Raw genomic sequence first — 22391 nt, forward strand, 5'->3', positions numbered from 1 at the left:
TTAAGAGCATCTGAGGAGACCGTGAATGAGAATCAGACAATTTAGAGAAGACCACTGGGATAGGCTTCCCACGATAAGACTGCAGAAAGCGGTGCTTGACAACTTCAAGAGTGTGGAGCATGGAGAGATAGTATTTGCCTGTGGAAAGAAGTTTGTTCCGTATGGAACAGAATCAGATATATTGGGACTTTATGGACAGAACGGCTCGGGTAAGACGAGTTTTATAGAGGCGCTTGCCATACTGAAGCTTCTGATGATTGGAGCTGAGGTTCCGGCGGTGTATGCAGAATGTGTGGCAAAGGGTCAGGAGATGGCCAGACTGGAGTTTACATTTGACCTTCAGTACGAGGACGGACGCATCCGAAAGGTTGTGTACGAATTCCTCATGTCCGCCGTGGAGAATGAGACAAATAACGGATTCAGACAGTACGGAGGAGAGGATCAGAACAGTGGCCAGCCGAGCTACAGAGTCCGCATATCGGGTGAGAAACTGAGTATGTCAGGTGATTTTGAGGGCAGGAAGATGATACTTCAGCCTGTGATTGACACATGCACTGACGACATGCCGTTCGGGCCTGTATCGAAGCAGAAATATTTCATAACAAATGACAGAAAGTTCGTGGATGAGCTGAATGTGGTGAGAAGACTGGCGCAGGAAAAGTCGGCGTCGTTTATCTTCTCGCTCGGAACTGCAAAGGTGTGCGATGAGTGCGGGTTATACTCTGAGTTTTATCAGGTTATACTGGAGCTGGCGTACTACAGTCAGCTCTATCTTCATGTGGTAGACACGAAATCAACAGGATATATAAGACTCAACTACGGACTTCCGCTATACACACAGAGCGGTAAATTCCTTCTGAAGACGGATGTGCCGAACATCATGCCGGAGATAGTCTTCAGCGAGATAAAGAGCCAGTTTGAGAATATAAACATAGTCCTCAGCCAGATAGTTCCGGGACTTAATGTTGATCTTCACGAGCTGTCGCCTGCCCTCATGAAGGATGGCAGTATGGGACATGTGGTGGAGATAGTGTCCAGCAGAAATGAGACGGACATGAGTGTGTTCCACAATCAGGAGGCTGCGCCTGACGGAAGAGTGCACATGCCATTCAGGTACGAGTCCGACGGTATCCGCAAGATCGTGTCGGTGCTCAGTCTGATAATAGATGCGTACAATGAGCAGTCGTGCACGATAGCCATAGACGAGCTGGATGCCGGTGTGTTTGAGTATCTTCTGGGAGAGGTGCTGCAGACGTTCCAAGAGTCTGGCAAGGGGCAGTTTATATTTACATCGCATAACCTCAGACCGCTGGAGGTCATAAGCAAGGATTATATATATTTCACCACGACAAATCCGAGAAATAGGTATATCCGTATGAAGGGAATCGGAAGCAGCAACAATCTCAGAAATACTTATTTCAGGGAGATCGTGGTTGGAGAACAGGACGAGGAGCTGTACAGGAATACGAAGAGGTTCAAGATTGTATCGGCATTCAGAAAGGCAGGTATGGATCATGGGGAAACGACCTAAGAAGAAGATCTTCCTGTTCCTTGTCGAGGGAGTGTCGGACCGGAATGCTCTTGAGGTGCCATTTGGACAGCTTCTTGAGGATATAGATCCTGATATTGTTCTGGAATTTGCCATGCTCATGCAGGATGACGGAAGCTTTGGCGGTGATATAACCTCAAAGAATGGCATACATCCTGACAACATAGAGCGGTTTATAGATGAGATAATGGTCAGTCCTCTGCTAAAGAGGACGGGCCTGTATCCGAAGGACATAGTGGAGATAATTCATTTTGTGGATATGGATGGGGCGTACATAGATGACAATCTGGTCGTGACTGATGGGGGAAATGAAGACAAGCCGGTATACTACCCGGATATCATTGTGACGGCAAATCCGGATCACGTGAAGGAGCGCAATCTCTGCAAGAGTGCGAATCTGGATGTGCTCACTTCGCTGTCATCAATAAAGATAGGAAGTAAAAAGATAAAATACTCCGTATACTATTTTTCGAGCAACCTGGATCATTTCCTGTATCGGGATGCAAATTCAGATGAGCACGGCAAGGTGCGGAGGGCGGCGGAGTTCTCGATGAAGCATGAGACGTCGGGATCGCTGGAGCGTTTTTTTGAGGAGAATGAGACTGTGACTACAGATATGACTTATGGGGAGTCATGGGATTTCATAAAGAGTGGGGAAAATTCTTTGAAGAGGCACACAAATGTGAATCTGCTCATAAAGAGGCTTAAGGCTATTGCGGAAAATCACATATAAAATAAACTCATAACAATAAAACAGGAGACAGAAAAGGCTATGAAGAAGAACAAAGAAGATGACGGAATCTACAGAAAACCCACCAAAGGTTTCAGCAAGAGAACAAATATGATAGTCGGCATAGCATTTGTCATATTTGTGCTGGTGTGTTGCATAATAAGACTGTTCGTGTAAGGTTTCAGTAAAGAAAAGTGGCAGGTGTTGATTTTTATATTTAGCATGCTATACTTGGCTTAGCTAATTGAAGGTAATCAAGGAGGATAAATCCGTGTTTGGTAGCAGATCAAGCAAGAAGACGGGATTGAAGATCATAATAGTGGGCTGTGGAAAGGTTGGCGTGGCCATACTCAAGCAGCTTGCAAATGAGGGGCATGATATAACTATCATAGACAAGGATCCCCAGAAGGTCGCAACATACGCAAATCAGTATGATGTTATGGGAATAGTTGGAAACGGAGCAAATCACAGCGTGCAGCTTGAAGCGGGAATACAGAACGCAGATTTGATAGCTGCAGTCACGTCGTCGGATGAGCTCAACATCCTGTGCTGTACCATAGCCAAGCAGGTCGGAGACTGCGCGACCATAGCGAGACTCAGAGACCCGGATTACAGCAAGGAGGCAAGCTATCTCAGGGAGAAGCTTGGACTTACCATGATCATAAACCCTGAGCTTGAGACCGCAATCGAGGTGTCGAGGGTACTGTATCTGCCAACGGCTCTTGAGATAAATTCATTTGCACACGGACAGGCGGAGATGACCAGGATAAAGATCCCGGAGAAGAACGTGCTGGACAACAAGAGCATAGCTGATCTCGGCAAGGATCTTGCAAATAAACAGAAGCCGATAAATATACTTATAGCGGCAGTTGAGAGAGCCGGGGAGTTCTATATCCCTTCCGGTGATTTTGTCCTCAAGGCCGGTGACATTATGTCATGTGTGGGAACACGGCCTATGTCCAGAAAATTCATGGAGCACATAGGCTTCAAGACTGCGAGAGTCAAAAACACCATGATAATCGGTGGAGGAAATGTCGCATATTATTTGGCTGGACAGCTCGTGAACATGGGAATATCCGTCAAGATCATAGAGGAGAACAAGAAGCGCTGTGAGGAGCTTTCAGTCCTTCTGCCGAGGGCGATAATCATAAATGGTGATGGAACGGATCAGGAGACTTTGAACGAGGAGGGCCTTGCGGAGACTGAATCATTTGTGTCCCTGACAGGAATCGACGAGGAGAATATACTTTTGACTCTCCACGCCCGCAAACATTCAAATGCCAAGACGATAACCAAGATAAACAGGAGCAATTTCAGAGAGGTCATAAACAGCCTTGATCTGGGAAGTGTTGTATATCCATGCAGTATAACTGCGGAGTCCATAGTCGCATATGTCCGTGCGAAGAAAAATTCCAACAGTAACAGCATAGAGACACTCTACCACATGTTTGACTCAAGAGCTGAGGCGATAGAGTTCCGTGTGGATGAGAAGTCGGAGGTGACGGATATACCGCTGAAGGATCTCAATCTCAAGAAGAACCTCCTCATAGCATTTATAAATCGAAACGGTTCGATCCTGCTTCCAACAGGTCAGGATTCTATACAGGTTGGAGATACGGCCATGATAGTCACCACTGAGACAGGATTTACGGATATAAGAGATATACTTGCTTAAGGCAGTTTGATTAGGAGAAGATTATGAATAATTCCATGATAGTATTTATACTTGGCCAGATCATAAGACTTGAGGGTCTGCTCATGATCATTCCATGCCTGACATCTCTCATATATCAGGAACATGAAATATTTGCGTTCCTTATAGTCATAATATCATGTCTTGTGATAGGAACGCTTATGACACTTAGAAAACCGGCAAATCAGACCATATATCTCAAAGAGGGATGTGTAGCCACGGCATTCAGTTGGATACTGCTCAGTATATTTGGCTGCATGCCATTTGTCATTTCAGGGGAGATCCCTTCATTTACAAATGCACTGTTTGAGACCATATCGGGATTCACCACAACGGGAGCCAGCATACTGAGCGATGTGGAGAGTATGTCACACGGCATGATGCTGTGGAGATGCTTTACCCACTGGATAGGCGGTATGGGAGTTCTGGTGTTCCTGCTTGCCATCATTCCGATGAACAGTGCGTCCGGTTCAAATATGAACCTGATGAAGGCGGAGAGCCCGGGGCCATCCGTTGGAAAGCTTGTTCCAAGACTCAAGCACACTGCCAGGATATTGTATGTTATCTACTTCGGAATGACGGTTCTGGAGGTCATTTTCCTTATGTTTGGACATATGTCATTGTTCGATGCTCTGTGTACGGCATTTGGAACAGCCGGAACAGGCGGTTTTGGAATAAAGAACGACAGCTTTGGAAGCTTCTCACCATATATACAGTGGGTTGTAACTGTGTTCATGATATTGTTTGGTGTGAATTTCAACTTTTATTATTTTGTGCTGTTCAGGAACATCCGAAAGGCACTTTCCATGGAGGAGGTCAGGACATATTTCCTCATCATCCTGACATCGGTGGCGATACTGTTTGTAAGTCTGATGAACACCATGTCAAATATGTGGGATGCCCTGCGACATGCGGCCTTCCAGGTGGCATCGATCATCACCACGACGGGTTACGCATCGGCGGATTTTGACCAGTGGTCACAGACCTGTAAGACGGTGCTGGTCATCCTGATGTTTGTCGGAGCTTGTGCGGGAAGCACCGGTGGCGGTATGAAGGTGTCGAGACTCGTGATAATGTTCAAGACCGTTGTCAAGGAGCTGAGTTCGTATTTCCATCCGAAGAATATCAAGAAGATAAACATGGATGGCAAACCGGTGGAGCACGAGGTAGTCAGGGCGGTAAATGTATACTTCATCACGCTGATGGGAATATTTACCCTGTCTGTATTTCTTGTGTCCCTTGAGGGCAGGGATCTGGTGACCAACTTCACTGCGGTGGCATCGTGTCTCAACAATATAGGACCGGGTCTTTCCGAGGTAGGACCTACCAGAAACTTTGGCGGGCTGACGGGATTTACCAAGTATATTCTGATGTTTGACATGCTTGCGGGACGACTGGAGCTCTTCCCATTGCTGCTCATATTCAATCCTGGCGTGTACAGGGACATGATCATGGGGGCATGGAGAGGCATAAAGCGAAGAAGACAGGAGAGAAGAGCGAACTGATAAATGTTATCATTACAAATGGCGGGCAGGTTATTGACATATGCTGGCAATTTGGATATACTCAGAAACAGTTAGACACATCTAACTATAGCTCTTCCAATCATTTTATAAAGAAAAGGCGGGGACTTCTCACATAGTGAGGGTTCCCGTTTTTTTATGACTTAAATTTCCTTACAAAGAAGTTTAGAATGGAATAAAGATATGAGTATTTGTTATAATGTACATACATTTGGTGTGGATAAGGAGTAATGCGATATGGAGAACGAAAAAGAATCTGTAAAAGTACTTATAGTGGACGACGAGCAGGACATCAGAACGTTGCTCAATATATATCTCAAGAGACTTGGATACGATGTTGTGGAGGCTGCCGATGGAGTTGAGGCTGTCGAGACCGTGCGTGCGGACAAGGACATCGATCTCATAGTTATGGACATAATGATGCCAAAGCTTTCAGGTACTGAGGCATGCCAGCAGATCAGAGAGTTTTCATCTATCCCAGTCCTCTTCTTGACGGCGAAGACGAAGGAGCCGGATCAGAACGAGGCATACGATGTGGGTGGCGATGATTTCCTGGCAAAGCCATTCACCCAGAGCGAGTTTAACCGCAAGGTGAATGCTCTTATCAGAAGATACAAGGTGTACCGCGGAAAATCAGAGACCGATCCAAAGAATATCTCAGTCGGCAATATAAATATTGACTCATTTAAGAGGATTGTGATCAAGAACGGTGAGGTCATCAAGCTCACCGACAAGGAGTATGCACTTCTGTTCTTCCTGGTGGAGCACAGAGGAAAGCCATGGTCACTCGAGGCACTCTACGAGAATATATGGCAGGAGAAGTATCTTCCTTCATCTTCCAATACGGTCATGGTACACATACTCAGACTCAGACAGAAGATAGAGGACAACTCAGCGCAGCCTGAGATCATTAGGACCATATATGGAAAGGGATATCAGGTAGACTGATATGAAGATGCCATTTAAGCGGACACTCAGGGTAAAGCTGTTTGTGATCATACTGCTTGGGCTAATATTGTCCATATCGGCTTTTTTTGCAGGAACATTTGCACTGAACAGCTACATGAAAAATGTATACATGAGTGACACGAATACACAGAAGAGATCCGCCAGACAGATCCAGAGCTTTGCTTCATATGTGACCAGCCATTCCATAAAGGCTACGGATACGCAGGCACTCAGGGCATGGCAGGAGCAGCACGACAATGTGTACATACTGATTTATAACAACAATGATATAGTATTCGACTCTGACTGGATGATAGAGAAGAAGGGCGCATACAAATATGTCATAACGAATTCGGAGACTGGTGAGATAATCATTCTGTTACAGGACAACTATGGAAATATCAGAAAGATCAAGAGGAAGGCATCCTCGAGCAGCGAATCCCAGAAGAAATCCGATGCGGTGACCGCGGATGAGGGAGCTTACTACGGCAATTCCAGCATGCTGCGAGGAGACCTCAATGAATTTGACTACGATTTCTATCCTGTGCTATTCAAGGATGGAGTGTTTAATGTCTGCATAGTTGACTATTCGGATGATACGATCAAGGATGTCGGAGAGATAGCGATATTTGTCATATGCTGTATCCTGTTCATCGGTGTGATAATAGTCTATTTCGGAAGAGAGATAGGCAGAATGAGACGCCTCACAAATGAGGTCATGGATATCAAGGATGTGGATATCAATGGGCCGATAACAATACACGGTCAGGATGAGATCTGTATGCTGGCGGAGAATGTAGACACCATGAGGCAGACCATTATTGAGCAGCTCAGCAGGGAGCGTGAGGCATGGCAGGCGAACAGTGATCTGGTCACAGCCATGGCCCATGATATAAGAACTCCGCTCACAGTCATGGCGGGATATCTGGAGCTCATGCAGAACAAGGAGTATTCATCCCAGGAGGAGCTTGACGAATACATAAGGATAAGTGCTGAGAAGGCGGAGCAGCTCAGGACGATGTCGGACAAGATGTTCAGATACTTCTATGTATATTCAAAGGGCGGTGATGATCTCAACATGGAGATGTTCCCGGCGGGGCCGTTCCTTGACCAGATGCTTGGAGAGTATGTTGTGCTCCTGGGCGAGAATGGATATCAGTTCGACATTGATATCTCGGACAAGGAAGCCGAAATTTACGTTGATCTTCAGGGTATGAAGAGGATAACCGACAATGTATTTACCAACATCAGAAAGTATTCGGACAAATCAAAAAGCATAGATATAAGGGTATATATAGATCGGAGAAAGGTAAGAATTTATTTCAGAAATTATATAAATCCGGAAAGCAGCAAGGCTGAGAGCACACATATAGGTACTTTGACATGTCAGAAGATGGCGGAGGAGATGAATGGATCATTTACGACCTGCAGAAAGGGCAAGGTGTATGAGGCGACACTCATACTGCCTAACATGTTGGATAACGATGACTCACATGTTCCGACTCAGGGACTTACAGCTATACTGTCACGCAAATAATAAACGGAGATCCTCTGTACACAGTTCAGAGAATCTCCGTTTTTGTACATAGAAAAAAGCAATGCTACACATTATACCGATAGAGGAAAAAACAGGAGGAACAGATATGAATATATTATTTTATGATACAAAGCGTTATGACATGGAGTCGTTCGATGCGATGAAAGATCAGTACGACAAGCTGACCATAGATTATGTAGACACAGATCTGTCGGTGAAGACCGCAAGACTTGCAAAGGGGTATGACGCCATATGTGCATTTGTCAGCTCGGATGTGAGTGCACCCGTTGTGAATGCGCTGAGTGATGCGGGCGTGAAGCTTATACTGATGAGATGCGCGGGCTTCAACAACGTGGATATGGATGCGGCAAAAAAATGCGGTATAACTGTGATGAGGGTTCCGGGCTATTCGCCTGAGGCTGTGGCGGAGCATGCGATGGCACTTGCCATGGCGGTGAACAGGAGACTGCACAAGAGCTATATAAAGGTGAGGGAGAACAACTTCAGTCTGGTCGGACTTACAGGCATGAACTTCTACGGCAAGACAGCCGGTATCGTCGGAACCGGTAAGATCGGGGCTGCCATGGCGAGGATATGTCATGGATTTGGAATGGATGTGATCGCTTACGATATGTATAAGAATCCGGACCTTGATTTTGTCAGATATGTGGAGCTCCCTGAGCTTCTGGCGGGATCTGATCTTATATCGCTTCACTGTCCGCTGACCGACGAGACCTACCATATGATAAATGAAGAGACCATTGGTATGATGAAGGATCACGTGATCCTGGTGAATACCTCCAGAGGTGCACTCATCAAGACCGACGATCTCATAGCTGGGATCAGAAGCAGAAAATTCTTCGGAATCGGGCTGGATGTATACGAGGAGGAGACTCCAAATGTATTTGAGAACAGGGAGGATGACATACTGGAGTCCTCGATCACTGCGAGACTGTTGTCATTTCCAAATGTGATAGTGACGTCTCATCAGGGATTCCTTACAGAGGAGGCACTGGAGGCGATAAGCAGGACCACTCTGGACAATGCCATGGATTTCCTTAATGGGTCTGTAAATGAATCGAATATTGTGTTATGATGTGATGACAGGATATTGTGAGAGAAATTGAGGTTGACTATATGAATATAAATGAGGTTTTTAGCGGGCTTGATAAGCTGTTCGCAGAGAACAGACTGCCGGAGGTGGAGAGATACCTTACCCAGGCACTCAGCGATGCTGAATATGAAAAGGATACTGATTCCATGCTTGCGATATACAATGAGCTTATCGGTTTTCACCGCACCACGGGAGAACACGACAAGGCACTGTATTTTTGCAGGCAGGTCATGAGGCTCGCTCATAAGATGGGGATTGAAGATACAGTTCCATATGGAACCGCTCTCATGAATATTGCAAATGAGAACAGGGCTGCAGGTAACCTGTTGGAAGCCCTGTCCTATTGCAGGAAGGTGTATGACATATATTCGGAGCAGCTCGGTCCATATGATATATTGCTGGCGGGTTATTATAACAACGTGGCGCTCATTTATCAGGAGCTTGGCGATTACGACAAGGCTGTTGATGCACTGGAGCACGCGCTCAGCATCATAGAAAGACATGAGAATGCCGGTACGGAGATTGTTGCCACATATGCCAATCTTGGCGAGAGCCTTCTCAGGGCAGGTCGGCTCAAGGAAGCTCAGGACAAGCTGACGGAGGCGGTGCGCAGATATCAGCTCAAGGGTGTCAGAGGATATCACTACAGTGCTGCGCTGTCTGCTGTTGCAGAGGTGTGGTACAGACAGGAGGACTACCAGCAGGCACTCAAATTTTATCAGCTTGCGGCAGAAGAACTCTACAGTGTCTATGGGGACAATGATACATACAGAGTTATAATGAATAATATAGAGACGGTAAAGGCGAAGCTTCAGCAGCAATGATAACAGGGAGGAAGTGGAAGAGCTTCCTCCCTGTTGCGTATGTAGACAGATAATCTGAAGGATGGGAGAACGAGATGAATTATAATGACAAGGTAATGGACGTTATAGATGAGGTGAAGAAGGTCGTCATAGGCAAGGACGTGTGTATTGCCAAGATAATGGCGGCGATAATCGCAGGCGGTAACATTCTCATGGACGATGTACCGGGAGTCGGCAAGACGACGATGGCTCTTGCATTTGCAAATGCAATGGGGCTCCAGAACAAGAGAGTCCAGTTTACACCGGATGTCCTTCCGGGAGATATAACGGGATTTACGATGTACGATAAGGCGACAAATCAGTTTGTGTACAGACCGGGTGCTGTTATGTGCAATCTGTTCCTCGCAGATGAGATAAACAGAACATCTCCAAAGACACAGTCGGCACTTCTCGAGGTTATGGAGGAGGGACATGTGACTGTGGATGGAGTGACATATCAGGTTCCGGATCCATTTATAGTAATTGCCACGGAGAACCCTATCGGCAGTGCCGGAACACAGCTTCTTCCTGATTCCCAGCTCGACAGATTTATGGTGTGCCTTAAGCTGGGATATCCATCCATAGAGAGCGAGCTGGATATAGTTAAAGGAAGAACCTCCGCTGATGGCTTTCAGGATGTACAGCCTGTAATAGGTGCGTCTGAGCTGCGGCTTATCAGGGAGGAAGTAAAGCATGTCAAGGTCAGCGATGACGTGTATTCTTATATAGGCCAGCTTGTTGTTGGAACCAGAGAGAATCCAAGCCTTGAGCTAGGAGTGAGTCCAAGAGGAACGATAGCCCTCACCAAGATGGCGAAGAGCTGGGCATATATAAGTGGGAGAGATTTTGTCATACCTGAGGATGTGCAGATGGTGTGGACGGACGTCATAAGACACAGGATAGTCTTAAGTGCCAAGGCAAGGGTGAACCACATAACACAGGAGGCTGTGCTCAAGGACATAATGGAGAGGGTGTACAAACCGTCGGTTAGACGAAGAAGTTCGGCGAAAAAGTAGCATGAGATTTGGAAGCGTGTAGTGGTAGGATGTCGTATGAGACGAGGAATATTGTATATTGTCCTGATAGGGGCATGTGTATATATAGGAATAATCAATAAAGAAAAATCATACTTTTTCGCAGCGGTGATCATGACTGCTGTCATGCTGAGTCTTATAGCCGGGCTGATCGTGCGATACATAAGAACCAGTGTTAAGATGCAGATGAATATACCTGTGGTTGAGAAGAACAGTACATTTTGTCCGGAACTTGCGGTATCTGTCACCGGTGGTCAGGTACCCCATGTGGCAGCGGTGTTCAGTGTTCTTGCTCCGGGTATGAAGAAAAAGAAGAAGAGTACATTTGAACAGATAGATGACAGGTATGGAAAGTGCGTGGGAAAGATGAAGCTGGATGTCAGCGGAAGATACGAGATAAAGGCATCGGGCGTCAGGATATATGATGCTTTCCATATTTTCTCAATCAGGAAAAAGGTTGGTGGAACGGCGTACATTTACGTATTGCCTCAGTGCTATCTCGTTCCGGTGGAGGTCACGAAGAACACAAGAGATTTTGTGACGGACAGTGATGTATATTATTCGGATGTGAGAAGCGATGACTCGACCGAGGTGTATCAGGTGAGAGAGTACAGACCTGGAGACAGGATGACCCGTATCCACTGGAAGTTGTCGGCCAGACAGGATGAGATAATGGTCAGGGATACATCAAAGGCATTGTCGTGTCCGGTCATCATCTGTATGGATCTCGATGGAAGAAACTGCCGTCACTATGGACAGGCAATGTCTGTTGCGCTGGAATCCATGGTATCGGTGAGCTTTTCACTGATAGATGTTAAAGTCCCTCACTTTATAGCGTGGTATGATCCGGAGGAGATGTCCATAACGAGATACCGCATAGTCCGTGAGGAGGATGTGTACGATGCCGCTGCAAGGTTGTCGTATGTGGATGCCAGGACAAATGACAGCTACGATGTGATAGGAATGTACAGAGAGAGATACAGAGGTGAGGATTTCACAAGCTTCATCGACATAGACATGAATGGCAATATAGAGTGTGGAGATGAAAGTTTTCAGGTGGGATTTGAAACCATAAAGGAGGATCTTGCAAAATCCTATATCACGGTGTAGATTCTCCAGGCATCATCATAGAATTACAGAGGTGTGGAAGTGAGAGTTGTTTTGGGACTGGCTGTATGGGCGTTGTCGCTTGGTATGACATACCTTGTGGGCGATATCGCATGCAGCTCGGATATAAATAAATATATGGACTCCACCAATCTTGTGGGTGCGTATATCATAGGAAGTCTGGTGATAGCACTGGTTTATTCTCTGTGGTACATTTTGAGAAAAGAACAGAGGATACTGGATATTGTGGTTCCGGTTACTGTGTTGCTGGGTTGGGGGCTTGCCAGAAGAAAGCTGCTCTATGCCGGAGGAAAGGGCATGGTATACAGCATAGCATATGATCTGAAAAAGGTTTATGGGATAAAGACAGGACTCATAGATCTTGACTATGTCAGCGTGAGTGCTGTGACGGAATTTGTGCTTTTTATAGTGGCGGTGTCAATGTTCTTTGCCACTTATATGATATACAGGTGTAACAGTCTGATGATAGCTATCGGACTTGCATTTTTGTTTATGCTTGCTGGCGCAACACTCAGTGTACCTGTGAGTGCACCCGGAGTAGTGCTTACTGTATTGTCACTTATCGTGGCGAGATATGTTCTCATGAGAATGGGACAGCCGCTGTCGGTGGTGTGGAACATTGCAGTTCCTGTGACGGTATTTGCTGCGTGCCTTGTTGTCACCCTTCTTGTATATGACAGCGTATACGACAGAGGTGTGAAGGAACAAGGGAAACTGCTCGACATGGTGGACAACATGGAATATTTTCTGTCGGGGGAAAGTAACAAAGGATATTCAGGTTACTATAAGGTGGATGATTCTGAGGTCAATCCCGGTGATGAAGTTGTGGATGAGATAATCAGGGAGGATAAGCCTCAGGGAAATCTCTACGTCAAGTCGAGAAGCTATGTTACATATGAGAATGGGTCGTGGCACGGAAGGGCGGATGGACACAGCCCTGATGATGAGGTCATGGTGTATTATGATAAGGATACATTTGCAAGATACGAATCAGAGATACAGGGATATGCGCCAGATAAGAAGTTTTCCAATGCGGTCATGGACAAATTGGTGACATATATAAGACAGCATATGTCATATACCACAGCACCAAAGAAATTTACCGAGGGTGAGGATCCAGTCAACAGTGCGATGTATGACGTTCATGAGGGATATTGTGTTCACTTTGCTTCTGCGGCGGCGGTGGGCTTCAGGATACTGGGAATCTCCACCGTGTATAATACAGGTTATGTGGTGCCGTCGTCTGCGTGGATAAAGCAGTCGGATGGAACATACCGTGCGGTGGTTCTGGATAAATACAGTCATGCGTGGATTGAAGCGTACAGTGAGGATGACGGTGACTGGGTGATCGTGGATGCCACACCGCTTGGAGACAGGGCGGATACTTTGGGGATACCGAAGGAACCGGATTACAGCGGTGATAATACTGCGGACAATTCATCGGATGATACAGAGGAGCCGGAGACTTCTGAGGAGACTTCAAGTCCGGATGTAACAACGGAGGCGACAACTGATTCGACAACCCAGATGTCAGAGAATACAGAAGTCACTACGGAGACGGATGGTGATTCTTCAAATGGCACAGGAGAAAATGGCAATCAGGTCGATGTCCCGAATGATGGCAGTGGAGATGCGCAGTCGGGATCACCAGGGGATGCCGGGGATGGTCTGTCGGAGCTTGTACAGAACAGAGTGTTCAGAACAGTCGTTGTTGTGCTTGCCGTGATACTGATATTGTGGGGCGCAGTCATCTTCAGAAGAAGGACGATAGTTGCGCGCAGGAGACGCAGGCTTGTGGGAAGAAACAGGATATCAGCTATATACGAGATGTCCACGGCGATGTATGATATGATGGTGTTTTCTGGTGCCATAGAGAACGTCAGTGAGAACGACACGGAGTATGCCGACACTGTCACGGAGTCGTGCAGCTTTATAAAGGGCGATGAGTTCACAGAGTTTATAAAATGGGTTCAGGCTGCTGTATACGGACGCGTTGAGCCGGATGACAGGCAGATCGCGGCTGCCAGAAAGCTGTATACAAAGGTAAGGGCATACACATATCTTGGCCTTGGGTTCAAGGACAGGTTTGTGTGGAAGTATGTAAAGTGTTACGACTGCGGAGGACGCAGAAGGAAGAGATAACATAATTTGTCACGAAAGAAGTAGTATTTAAGATGGAATTTAGAAAAGGGTTAAAGGATGGAATACCGATAGCACTGGGGTATTTCGCAGTAAGTTTTAGTTTTGGTCTGCTGGCGGTAAAGGGCGGACTCACAAGTTTTCAGGCGGTCATCATAAGCCTGACAAATGTAACCAGTGCGGGACAGTTTGCAGGACTCAAGATTATCCTTGCAGGGGGAACGCTGGTTGAGATGATACTCACCCAGTTCATAATCAATCTGAGATATTCTCTCATGAGCCTGTCACTTTCACAGAAGCTTGGGGAGGCAGTTGGAATCAAGGAGAGACTCGTAATAGCATTTGCAAATACTGACGAGATATTTGCGGTGGCGATGGGCCATGTGAAGGAATTGACATTTGGGTATATGATAGGACTTCAGCTCCTTCCGATAGTCGGCTGGACGGGCGGAACGCTGTTCGGTGCGGTGGCATCCGGGATCCTTCCGAAGTCCATCAGCAGCGCATTAAGCTTGGCACTCTACGGAATGTTCGTTGCCATAGTCATGCCGGTCGCTAAGAAATCGAGACCGGTTGCCATAGTTGCGCTTGTGGCTGCTGCCATATCATGCGTGTTGTATTACGTTCCGATATTCAAGTTTATATCGACTGGAATTGCCATAATCATAAGCACGGTGGCAGCCTCTGTGATAGGGGCTATATTCTTCCCAGTGGGAACTGCTGAGAAAAAGGAGGTGCAGTGATGAATATATACATATATATAATAACCATGGCGGTCGTCACCTACCTCATAAGAATGGTGCCGCTGGTGGCGTTCCGCAAGAAGATAGAGAACAGATTTGTCAATTCATTTCTATATTATGTGCCGTATTCATGTCTCACGGCGCTGACACTTCCGTCCATTTTATACAGTACGGAGAGTATCGTAAGCGCTGTGTGCGGATTTGTGGCAGCACTCATACTGGGAATCAAGCAGAAGGGGCTTATAGTTGTGGCTGCTGCGGCGTGTGTGACGGTGTTCGTGGTTGAGTGGATATTAAAACTGATGTAGAAATCTATGATGTCTGGGGATTTGGACCGGATGGCTGAATATGATAAAACGATAAGAAGGAGGTAAGCAGGAAATACCTGTGTATGATATATGAGATTTCCGAAATTTATAAAAAAGGGCGATGCGATAGGTTTCGTTGCGCCATCATTTGGCTGTGATACAGAGCCGTATAAGACTGCATTTGGCAGAGCGCAGGAGAACTTCAGGAATATGGGTTTTGGTATACAGATCGGACCAAATTGTTATACCGGTGAGGGCATAGGAATCAGCAACAAGCCGGAGCTGTGCGGTCAGGAGATAAATGACTATTACACATCGGAGAAGAACGATGCACTCATATCCTGCGGCGGCGGAGAGCTCATGTGCGAGATACTTAACTATGTTGATTTTGACAGACTGAGGGCAGCAGATCCGAAGTGGTTTATGGGATATTCGGACAACACAAATCTCACATTCCTGCTCACGACATTGTGCGATACGGCGTCCATATATGGTCCGTGTGCGGCGGCATTTGGACAAGAGCCGTGGCACCGATCAGTTGCGGATGCTATGGCGGTCCTTCAGGGACAGAAACTGTCATTTGCCGGATATGACGGATGGGAGAAGGAATCCCTCAGGGATGAGGAACATCCATTCTTGCCATACAACATCACAGAGCCAAGAGTGATAAAGGGCTATCCTGAGAAGTTCCAGGTGAGCGGGCGAATGATAGGCGGCTGCATGGACTGTCTGGTGAACCTTATAGGAACAAAGTTTGACCATGTTGGCGAATTCCTTGAGAGATATAAGGATGATGGATTTATCTGGTTCCTCGAGTCCTGTGATCTGAACGTCATGTCCATAAGACGAGCCATGTGGCAGATGGACAACGGCGGATGGTTCAGATACTGTAAGGGCTTTATGATCGGCAGACCGCTGCAGTTCGGACAGGAGATGATGGGCCTTGACCAGTATCAGGCTGTGCTGGGGATCATAGGAAAATACAATGTGCCTGTCGTGATGGATGTGGATCTCGGACATCTGTCACCGATGATGCCTGTGGTATGCGGCAGCATGGGAACTCTTGTGGTGGACGGCCAGGATATGAGTCTTTCCATGGAGATGAGGTAGAGAGAAGTCTGTTGGCTGTTTGATTGGCTGAAAAAGGCTGAAATGGTTGAAAAAAATAAAGACAAAAAAATAAAAAATACTATTGTGAAAAAAAATATATCGTGCTACACTAGGTGGCAGATAAGACAAAGGCATAGACGGAAAGAGTAGTGTGGTGGATGCATCCAGAGAGAGCTGCATATGTGAATCGGACTCAGATATGAATCAGACGTGAGCCAGAACATATGGTGGGAGCAGCTTATGATATATCACATGAAGACCACTCCCGAGCCGTGCGCGATATAAGCGTCACCGCGTAGCTGCGTTAAAGGCATAATTGAGTTAAAAGTTAAGGTGGAAACGTGCATACGCACCCTTAGATAGATTATATCTAAGGGTGCTTTTTTAGTTGTTACAGAAAGCTCATGTATAACCAGACGCCGGGCAGAATATATTGATGTCTGCTGCGTCTGCAACGTATTTTCACTTTATAAGAAGTAAGAAGGAGAACTGACATGGTTAATTTCAAAGAAGACGAACAGCTTAAGACACTGAATCATTCCTGTGCACATCTTATGGCACAGGCTATCAAGCATTTGTACCCACAGGCAAAGTTCTGGGTAGGACCGGTAGTTGCAGAAGGATTCTACTATGATGTAGATCTCGGCGATGACGTTATCAGAGGCGAGGAAGATCTCGCAGCCATCGAGAAAGAGATGAAGAAGATTGCCAAGAGCGGCAAGAAGATCATCCGCAAGGAGATATCCAAGGAAGAAGCTCTTGAGATGTTCAAGGATGACGAGTACAAGCTCGATCTTATAAATGGACTTGAGGATGGAACGATCACATGCTATGAGCAGGGTGATTTCACAGACCTCTGCCGTGGACCTCACGTAGACAATGTAAAGCTTTGCCGTAACTTCAAGCTCATCAGACATTCAGGAGCTTACTGGAAGGGCGACAGCAAGAACAAGGTTCTCCAGAGAATATACGGTGTGTGCTTCCCTACAAAGGAGGAGCTTGAGGAGCATCTTCAGTTACTTGAGGAGGCAAAGGAGAGAGACCATAGAAAGATCGGCAAGGACATGCAGCTCTTCATGGTCGATGACCTTGTAGGACGTGGACTTCCAATGTTCCTTCCAAAGGGATATACAGTGTGGCAGGAGCTTGAGAACTACATCAAGCGCAAGGAGAGAAAGCTTGGCTACCTCCACGTTATGACACCTTGTGTAGGTACAGTAAACCTCTACAAGACATCAGGTCACTGGGATCACTACAAGGACAACATGTTCCCGGCAATGGAGATGGAGGGAGAGTCATTTGTACTTCGTCCAATGAACTGCCCGCACCACATGATGATATATGCAAACAAGATGCACTCATATAAGGATCTTCCTATCAGGATCGCTGAGATCGCACACGACTTCAGATTTGAGGCAAGTGGTACACTCAAGGGTATTGAGAGAGGAAGACACTTCTGTCAGAACGATTCACATATATTTGTGACACCAGACCAGATCGAGGAAGAGTTTGCAGGAGTTGTTAAGCTCATATTTGACACATACAAGGATTTCGGAATCACAGATTACAGATGCGTACTGTCACTCCGTGACCCAGAGGACAAGGTAAAGTATCACGATGACGATGAGATGTGGAACAAAGCAGAGAATGCACTCAGAAAAGTTCTTGATGATATAGGAATCGATTACACAGAGGAGATCGGTGAGGCTGCATTCTACGGACCAAAGCTTGATGTAAATGTTAAGCCGGCCGTAGGAAATGAGTATACGCTCTCGACATGTCAGCTCGACTTCTGTCTGCCAGCCAAGTTCGATCTGAAGTATATCGACAAGGACGGCGAGAAGAAGACACCTGTAGTTCTCCACAGAGCTATCCTTGGATCTCTCGACAGATTCATGGCTTACATCCTTGAGGAGACAAAGGGCAATCTTCCAACATGGCTTGCACCTGTACAGGTAAGAGTTATGCCTGTCAAGACAGACAACGAGGATCTCATGGCTTATGCTCATAAGGTTGTTGATGCCCTTGATGCCATCGACGTTCGTGTAGAGCTCGACGACAGAGCAGAGAAGCTTGGTTATCGTATGCGTGAGGGTCAGGTTCAGAAGGTTCCATACCTTCTCGTAATCGGATTCAATGAGGCTGAGAACGGAACAGTATCATACAGACTTCACGGTGAGGCTGACACAACAGTTCTTCCACTTGACGAGTTCGTACAGAAGATCGACACAGAGATCAAGACAATGGCTCACAAGTAAGAGCGAAAATTTTACACCACAGGTTCACTTACCCTGTCCGCAAGGACAGGGTATTATTTTTTGTAAATAAATGCATAATTTGAGGGAGGTATATGATCTCTGTGAAAAATATGGTGAATACATAGATAACAGGTATTATATGTACCGTGAGGAACACGGATTTGAGATGCCGGAAGATGTGTTCCCTGGGAATGGTGTAAAGCCGTATGTTGAGAAAGTTGTACGGATTTTGAAGTCAAAAATATAAAAATATAACAAAAGCATGTATATATGAATCCCAGCTGCCCTGCTGGAAATCATATATACATGCTTTTATGCTTTGATAGGGCAAATATGATTTAAATGCAATAGTTATCTGCCGCCTCAGGTCTTTCTGCCACAAGGTCAGCGATGGTGGTGGTGTCTACCACGTCCCGGATCGCTTTGTCCAGTCTGCGCCAGAGACCTATGGTGGAGCATCTTGCCTCGCGTTCGCACTGGAATTCATCTGCATCAAGGCACGCAACAGGAGATATGCCGCCCTCAGTGAGCCTTAAAACCATTCCAACTGTTATGTCTTCAGGGGCTTTTCGGAGAAGATAACCTCCCTGTGGACCTCTGGTGCTCTTCACCAGCCCGCCGGAGTTCAGCACAGAAGTGATCTGCTCAAGATATTTCTCGGATATTTCCTCCTGTGCGGCAACATCCTTGATGCTCACTGGCTTGCCGTCTGTCCTCGATGCTATATTTATAAGAAAACGCAGAGCGTAACGCCCTTTTGTGGATACTTTCATAATATAAACCTCCCAAATGCCTGTATTTACTGATGATTTCACATCATTTACACGTCTATTATAACATCTGAAAAAAAACAATCAAGATAATTCATAAAAAACCTATTGACAAAGTGGGAATTAGGCTGTAATATACAGCTATGCTTAATTCATAGTTTCCGAGTAGGAATTATGTGAAAAGTAAAAATAATCACAGAAATGATGCGATCAAGTCAAATTTCAAAGACGAAAATCGAGAAAGAGGTGTTGATATGCTGGAAAGTACATTTAAACCACAGTACCTTAACGAAGACAGACGAATGTGTTTCATAGAAGTCATGTGTTGCTGCTGTTAAAGCGAACACAGAACAAATAATCATGACACAGATATAAATAACAGATCATACATAATAGACAGAAGATAATAAAGAAGAGTATAATGCCACATGAGCTCATATACATGACAAGATGAATGGGCAGGTGCGCATGACAGATAAACTATTTGAATTTAAGGAGAATAAGATCATGGCAAAGAAGACAAGAGCAGAGAGAAATTTAAAGTTTGAGACATTACAGTTACACGTAGGACAGGAGACAGCAGACCCGGTTACGGATGCAAGAGCGGTACCAATCTACCAGACATCATCATTCGTATTCCACAACTCACAGCATGCAGCTGACAGATTCGCACTCAAGGATGCCGGCAACATCTACGGAAGACTTACAAATCCAACAGAGGATGTATTTGAGAGAAGAATCGCGGCCCTCGAGGGTGGCGTTGCAGCACTGGCAGTTGGCTCAGGCGCAGCAGCAGTTACATATACAATTCAGAACCTTGCACTTGCAGGAGACCACATCGTAGCAGCAAAGAATATCTACGGCGGAACATACAATCTCCTTGCACATACACTCAAGGATTACAATGTAGATACAACATTCGTTGATCCACTTGATCCACAGGCATTTGAGGATGCTATCCAGGAGAACACAAAGGCCCTCTACATTGAGGTCCTTGGAAATCCTAACTCAGAGGTTTCAGATATCGAGACAATAGCAAAGATCGCTCACGCACACAAGATTCCGCTTGTTATCGACAGCACATTTGCAACACCATACCTTGTAAGACCTATCGAGTACGGTGCGGACATCGTAGTTCACTCAGCGACAAAGTTCATTGGTGGACACGGAACAACTATCGGTGGTGTCATCATCGACAGCGGTAACTTCGACTGGAAGGCATCAGGCAAGTTCCCACAGCTCACTGAGCCAAATGAGAGCTACCACGGTGTAAGCTTTGTAGACGCAGCAGGTCCTGCAGCATTTGTCACAAGGATCAGAGCTATCCTCCTCCGTGACACAGGTGCTACGATCTCACCAATACACTCATGGATATTCCTTCAGGGACTTGAGACACTGTCACTCCGTGTTGAGAGACATGTATCAAATGCACTCAAGGTAGTTGAGTACCTGAACAATCATCCACTTGTTGAGAAGGTAAACCATCCTTCGGTTTCAACAGATCCTGAGCAGCAGAGACTGTACAAGAAGTACTTCCCTAACGGTGGTGGTTCAATCTTCACATTTGAGATCAAGGGTGACGCAGAGACAGCCAAGAAGTTCATTGACAATCTGGAGATATTCTCACTTCTTGCAAATGTCGCTGATGTAAAGTCACTGGCTATCCACCCGGCATCAACAACTCACTCAGAACTGAACGAGGCGGAGCTTATCGATCAGGGAATCAAGCAGAACACGATCAGACTTTCAATCGGTACTGAGAACATAGACGATATCATCGAGGATCTTGACGAGGCATTCAAGGCAATCCAGGAGTAATCGATATAAATAATGAATATAAGAGAAGACTACAAATAGTGGACATAATAAATATCAGGAAAGGCAATGGTAAAATAATATGAGTAATATATATAAGAGCGCAGCAGAACTTATAGGTAAGACTCCACTTCTGGAGCTTTCAAACATAGAGAAGAAGAACGATCTCAAGGCAAATATCCTTGCGAAGCTGGAGTACTTTAACCCAGCAGGAAGTGTTAAGGACAGGATCGCATTCCAGATGATCGAGGATGCGGAGAAGGATGGAACACTCAAGCCGGGTGCAACTATCATCGAGCCTACATCAGGTAACACAGGTATCGGTCTTGCATCCATAGCAACAGCCAAGGGTTACAAGGCGATCATCGTTATGCCTGAGACCATGAGCGTTGAGAGACGTAACATCATCAAGGCATACGGTGCTGAGATAGTTCTCACAGACGGAACAAAGGGAATGAAGGGAGCCATCGCAAAGGCTGATGAGCTTTCAAAGGAGATCCCTGGCAGCTTTGTAGCTGGACAGTTCGTAAATCCATCCAATCCAAAGGCACACAGACTCACAACTGGTCCTGAAATCTGGGAGGATACAGACGGCAAGGTAGATGTATTTGTAGCCGGTATCGGAACAGGTGGAACTATCACAGGCGTTGGCGAGTATCTGAAGGAGAAGAATCCAGATGTAAAGGTCATCGCCGTTGAGCCTGCCACATCACCAGTCCTCTCAAAGGGTGTTTCAGGAGCACACAAGATACAGGGAATCGGTGCAGGATTTGTTCCTGACACACTTAACACAAAGGTATATGACGAGATCATCGCCGTTGAGAATGATGACGCATTTGTAGCAGCAAAGGAGATCGCATCAGCAGAGGGAATCCTCGTAGGAATCTCATCAGGTGCAGCTTACTTTGCAGCAAAGCAGATCGCAGAGCGCCCTGAGTATGCAGGCAAGAATATCGTAGTACTTCTTCCAGACAGTGGAGACAGATATTACTCAACTCCGTTATTCGGCTAAATGGATATATAGTAATTGCTGTGATATAGAATTTATATGAAAAAGCCACCACATCGTGTTTTGATATGATACCTCTTAAGTAGACAAGGCAAATAACCAAAATCTACTTAGGAGGTTTTTTATGTCTAAATCATCATA

The 22391-nt window shown here is 45.9% G+C and carries 19 protein-coding genes; 18 read left to right on the top strand and 1 reads right to left on the bottom strand.

The window, feature by feature from the left end; all coding sequences use genetic code 11:
* The first annotated feature begins 25 nt into the window (after positions 1-25).
* From GT575_RS13415 to thrS, 16 genes are all read left to right on the top strand, one after another.
* A complete protein-coding gene (locus tag GT575_RS13415) occupies positions 26-1531 on the top strand; it encodes an AAA family ATPase (RefSeq protein WP_015534039.1) in 1506 nt (501 codons plus the stop codon).
* Positions 1515-2282: a hypothetical protein gene (locus tag GT575_RS13420; protein WP_015534038.1), complete on the top strand. Its 768-nt coding sequence runs from the start codon at positions 1515-1517 to the stop codon at positions 2280-2282. Before GT575_RS13415 ends, GT575_RS13420 begins: the two co-directional genes overlap by 17 nt.
* 39 nt (positions 2283-2321) lie before the next feature.
* Positions 2322-2456: a hypothetical protein gene (locus GT575_RS15345; protein WP_015534037.1), complete on the top strand. Its 135-nt coding sequence runs from the start codon at positions 2322-2324 to the stop codon at positions 2454-2456.
* 94 nt (positions 2457-2550) lie between these two features.
* The gene (gene trkA, locus GT575_RS13425; protein ID WP_055147099.1) at positions 2551-3954 is read left to right on the top strand and encodes a Trk system potassium transporter TrkA; all 1404 of its coding nucleotides are present in this window, start codon (positions 2551-2553) and stop codon (positions 3952-3954) included.
* Between the two features lie 23 nt (positions 3955-3977).
* A complete protein-coding gene (locus GT575_RS13430; protein ID WP_161172216.1) occupies positions 3978-5477 on the top strand; it encodes a TrkH family potassium uptake protein in 1500 nt (499 codons plus the stop codon).
* Positions 5478-5732: 255 nt separating this feature from the next.
* Complete coding sequence (locus GT575_RS13435; RefSeq protein ID WP_015534035.1) at positions 5733-6443, top strand: response regulator transcription factor; 711 nt, start codon at positions 5733-5735, stop codon at positions 6441-6443.
* Between the two features lies 1 nt (position 6444).
* A complete protein-coding gene (locus tag GT575_RS13440) occupies positions 6445-7980 on the top strand; it encodes a HAMP domain-containing sensor histidine kinase (protein WP_161172217.1) in 1536 nt (511 codons plus the stop codon).
* A gap of 106 nt (positions 7981-8086) precedes the next feature.
* Positions 8087-9076, top strand: coding sequence for a 2-hydroxyacid dehydrogenase (locus GT575_RS13445; RefSeq protein ID WP_120123916.1), 990 nt, complete (start codon positions 8087-8089; stop codon positions 9074-9076).
* A 41-nt stretch (positions 9077-9117) separates the two neighbouring features.
* Entirely contained in the window at positions 9118-9918 is an 801-nt protein-coding gene (locus GT575_RS13450; RefSeq protein WP_015534032.1) for a tetratricopeptide repeat protein, read from the top strand.
* Positions 9919-9992: 74 nt separating this feature from the next.
* Complete coding sequence (locus GT575_RS13455; protein ID WP_015534031.1) at positions 9993-10952, top strand: AAA family ATPase; 960 nt, start codon at positions 9993-9995, stop codon at positions 10950-10952.
* 36 nt (positions 10953-10988) lie between these two features.
* Complete coding sequence (locus tag GT575_RS13460; protein WP_055224555.1) at positions 10989-12080, top strand: DUF58 domain-containing protein; 1092 nt, start codon at positions 10989-10991, stop codon at positions 12078-12080.
* A gap of 39 nt (positions 12081-12119) precedes the next feature.
* Positions 12120-14240: a transglutaminase-like domain-containing protein gene (locus tag GT575_RS15490; RefSeq protein WP_161172218.1), complete on the top strand. Its 2121-nt coding sequence runs from the start codon at positions 12120-12122 to the stop codon at positions 14238-14240.
* Positions 14241-14272: 32 nt separating this feature from the next.
* On the top strand, positions 14273-14980 hold the full coding sequence (locus GT575_RS13470; protein ID WP_118649892.1) for an AzlC family ABC transporter permease: 708 nt from the start codon (positions 14273-14275) through the stop codon (positions 14978-14980).
* Positions 14980-15288: an AzlD domain-containing protein gene (locus GT575_RS13475; protein WP_161172219.1), complete on the top strand. Its 309-nt coding sequence runs from the start codon at positions 14980-14982 to the stop codon at positions 15286-15288. The genes GT575_RS13470 and GT575_RS13475 overlap by 1 nt, the downstream gene beginning before the upstream one ends.
* Positions 15289-15378: 90 nt before the next feature.
* Positions 15379-16398: a S66 family peptidase gene (locus tag GT575_RS13480; RefSeq protein WP_055147114.1), complete on the top strand. Its 1020-nt coding sequence runs from the start codon at positions 15379-15381 to the stop codon at positions 16396-16398.
* A gap of 494 nt (positions 16399-16892) precedes the next feature.
* A complete protein-coding gene (thrS, locus tag GT575_RS13485) occupies positions 16893-18656 on the top strand; it encodes a threonine--tRNA ligase (protein ID WP_055147116.1) in 1764 nt (587 codons plus the stop codon).
* A gap of 338 nt (positions 18657-18994) precedes the next feature.
* Here the strand turns inward: thrS and GT575_RS13490 are convergent, their stop codons facing one another.
* The gene (locus tag GT575_RS13490) at positions 18995-19429 is read right to left on the bottom strand and encodes an RrF2 family transcriptional regulator (RefSeq protein ID WP_015534027.1); all 435 of its coding nucleotides are present in this window, start codon (positions 19427-19429) and stop codon (positions 18995-18997) included.
* A gap of 504 nt (positions 19430-19933) precedes the next feature.
* Here GT575_RS13490 and GT575_RS13495 point away from each other — a divergent pair.
* Positions 19934-21244 carry an O-acetylhomoserine aminocarboxypropyltransferase/cysteine synthase family protein gene (locus tag GT575_RS13495; RefSeq protein WP_022058096.1) on the top strand — a complete coding sequence of 437 codons (1311 nt, stop codon included), beginning with the start codon at positions 19934-19936 and terminating at the stop codon, positions 21242-21244.
* A gap of 79 nt (positions 21245-21323) precedes the next feature.
* A complete protein-coding gene (gene cysK / locus GT575_RS13500) occupies positions 21324-22253 on the top strand; it encodes a cysteine synthase A (protein WP_015534025.1) in 930 nt (309 codons plus the stop codon).
* Positions 22254-22391: the final 138 nt, after the last annotated feature.

The organism is Coprococcus sp. BIOML-A2, from assembly GCF_009875795.1.
GTDB lineage: Bacteria > Bacillota > Clostridia > Lachnospirales > Lachnospiraceae > Coprococcus > Coprococcus aceti.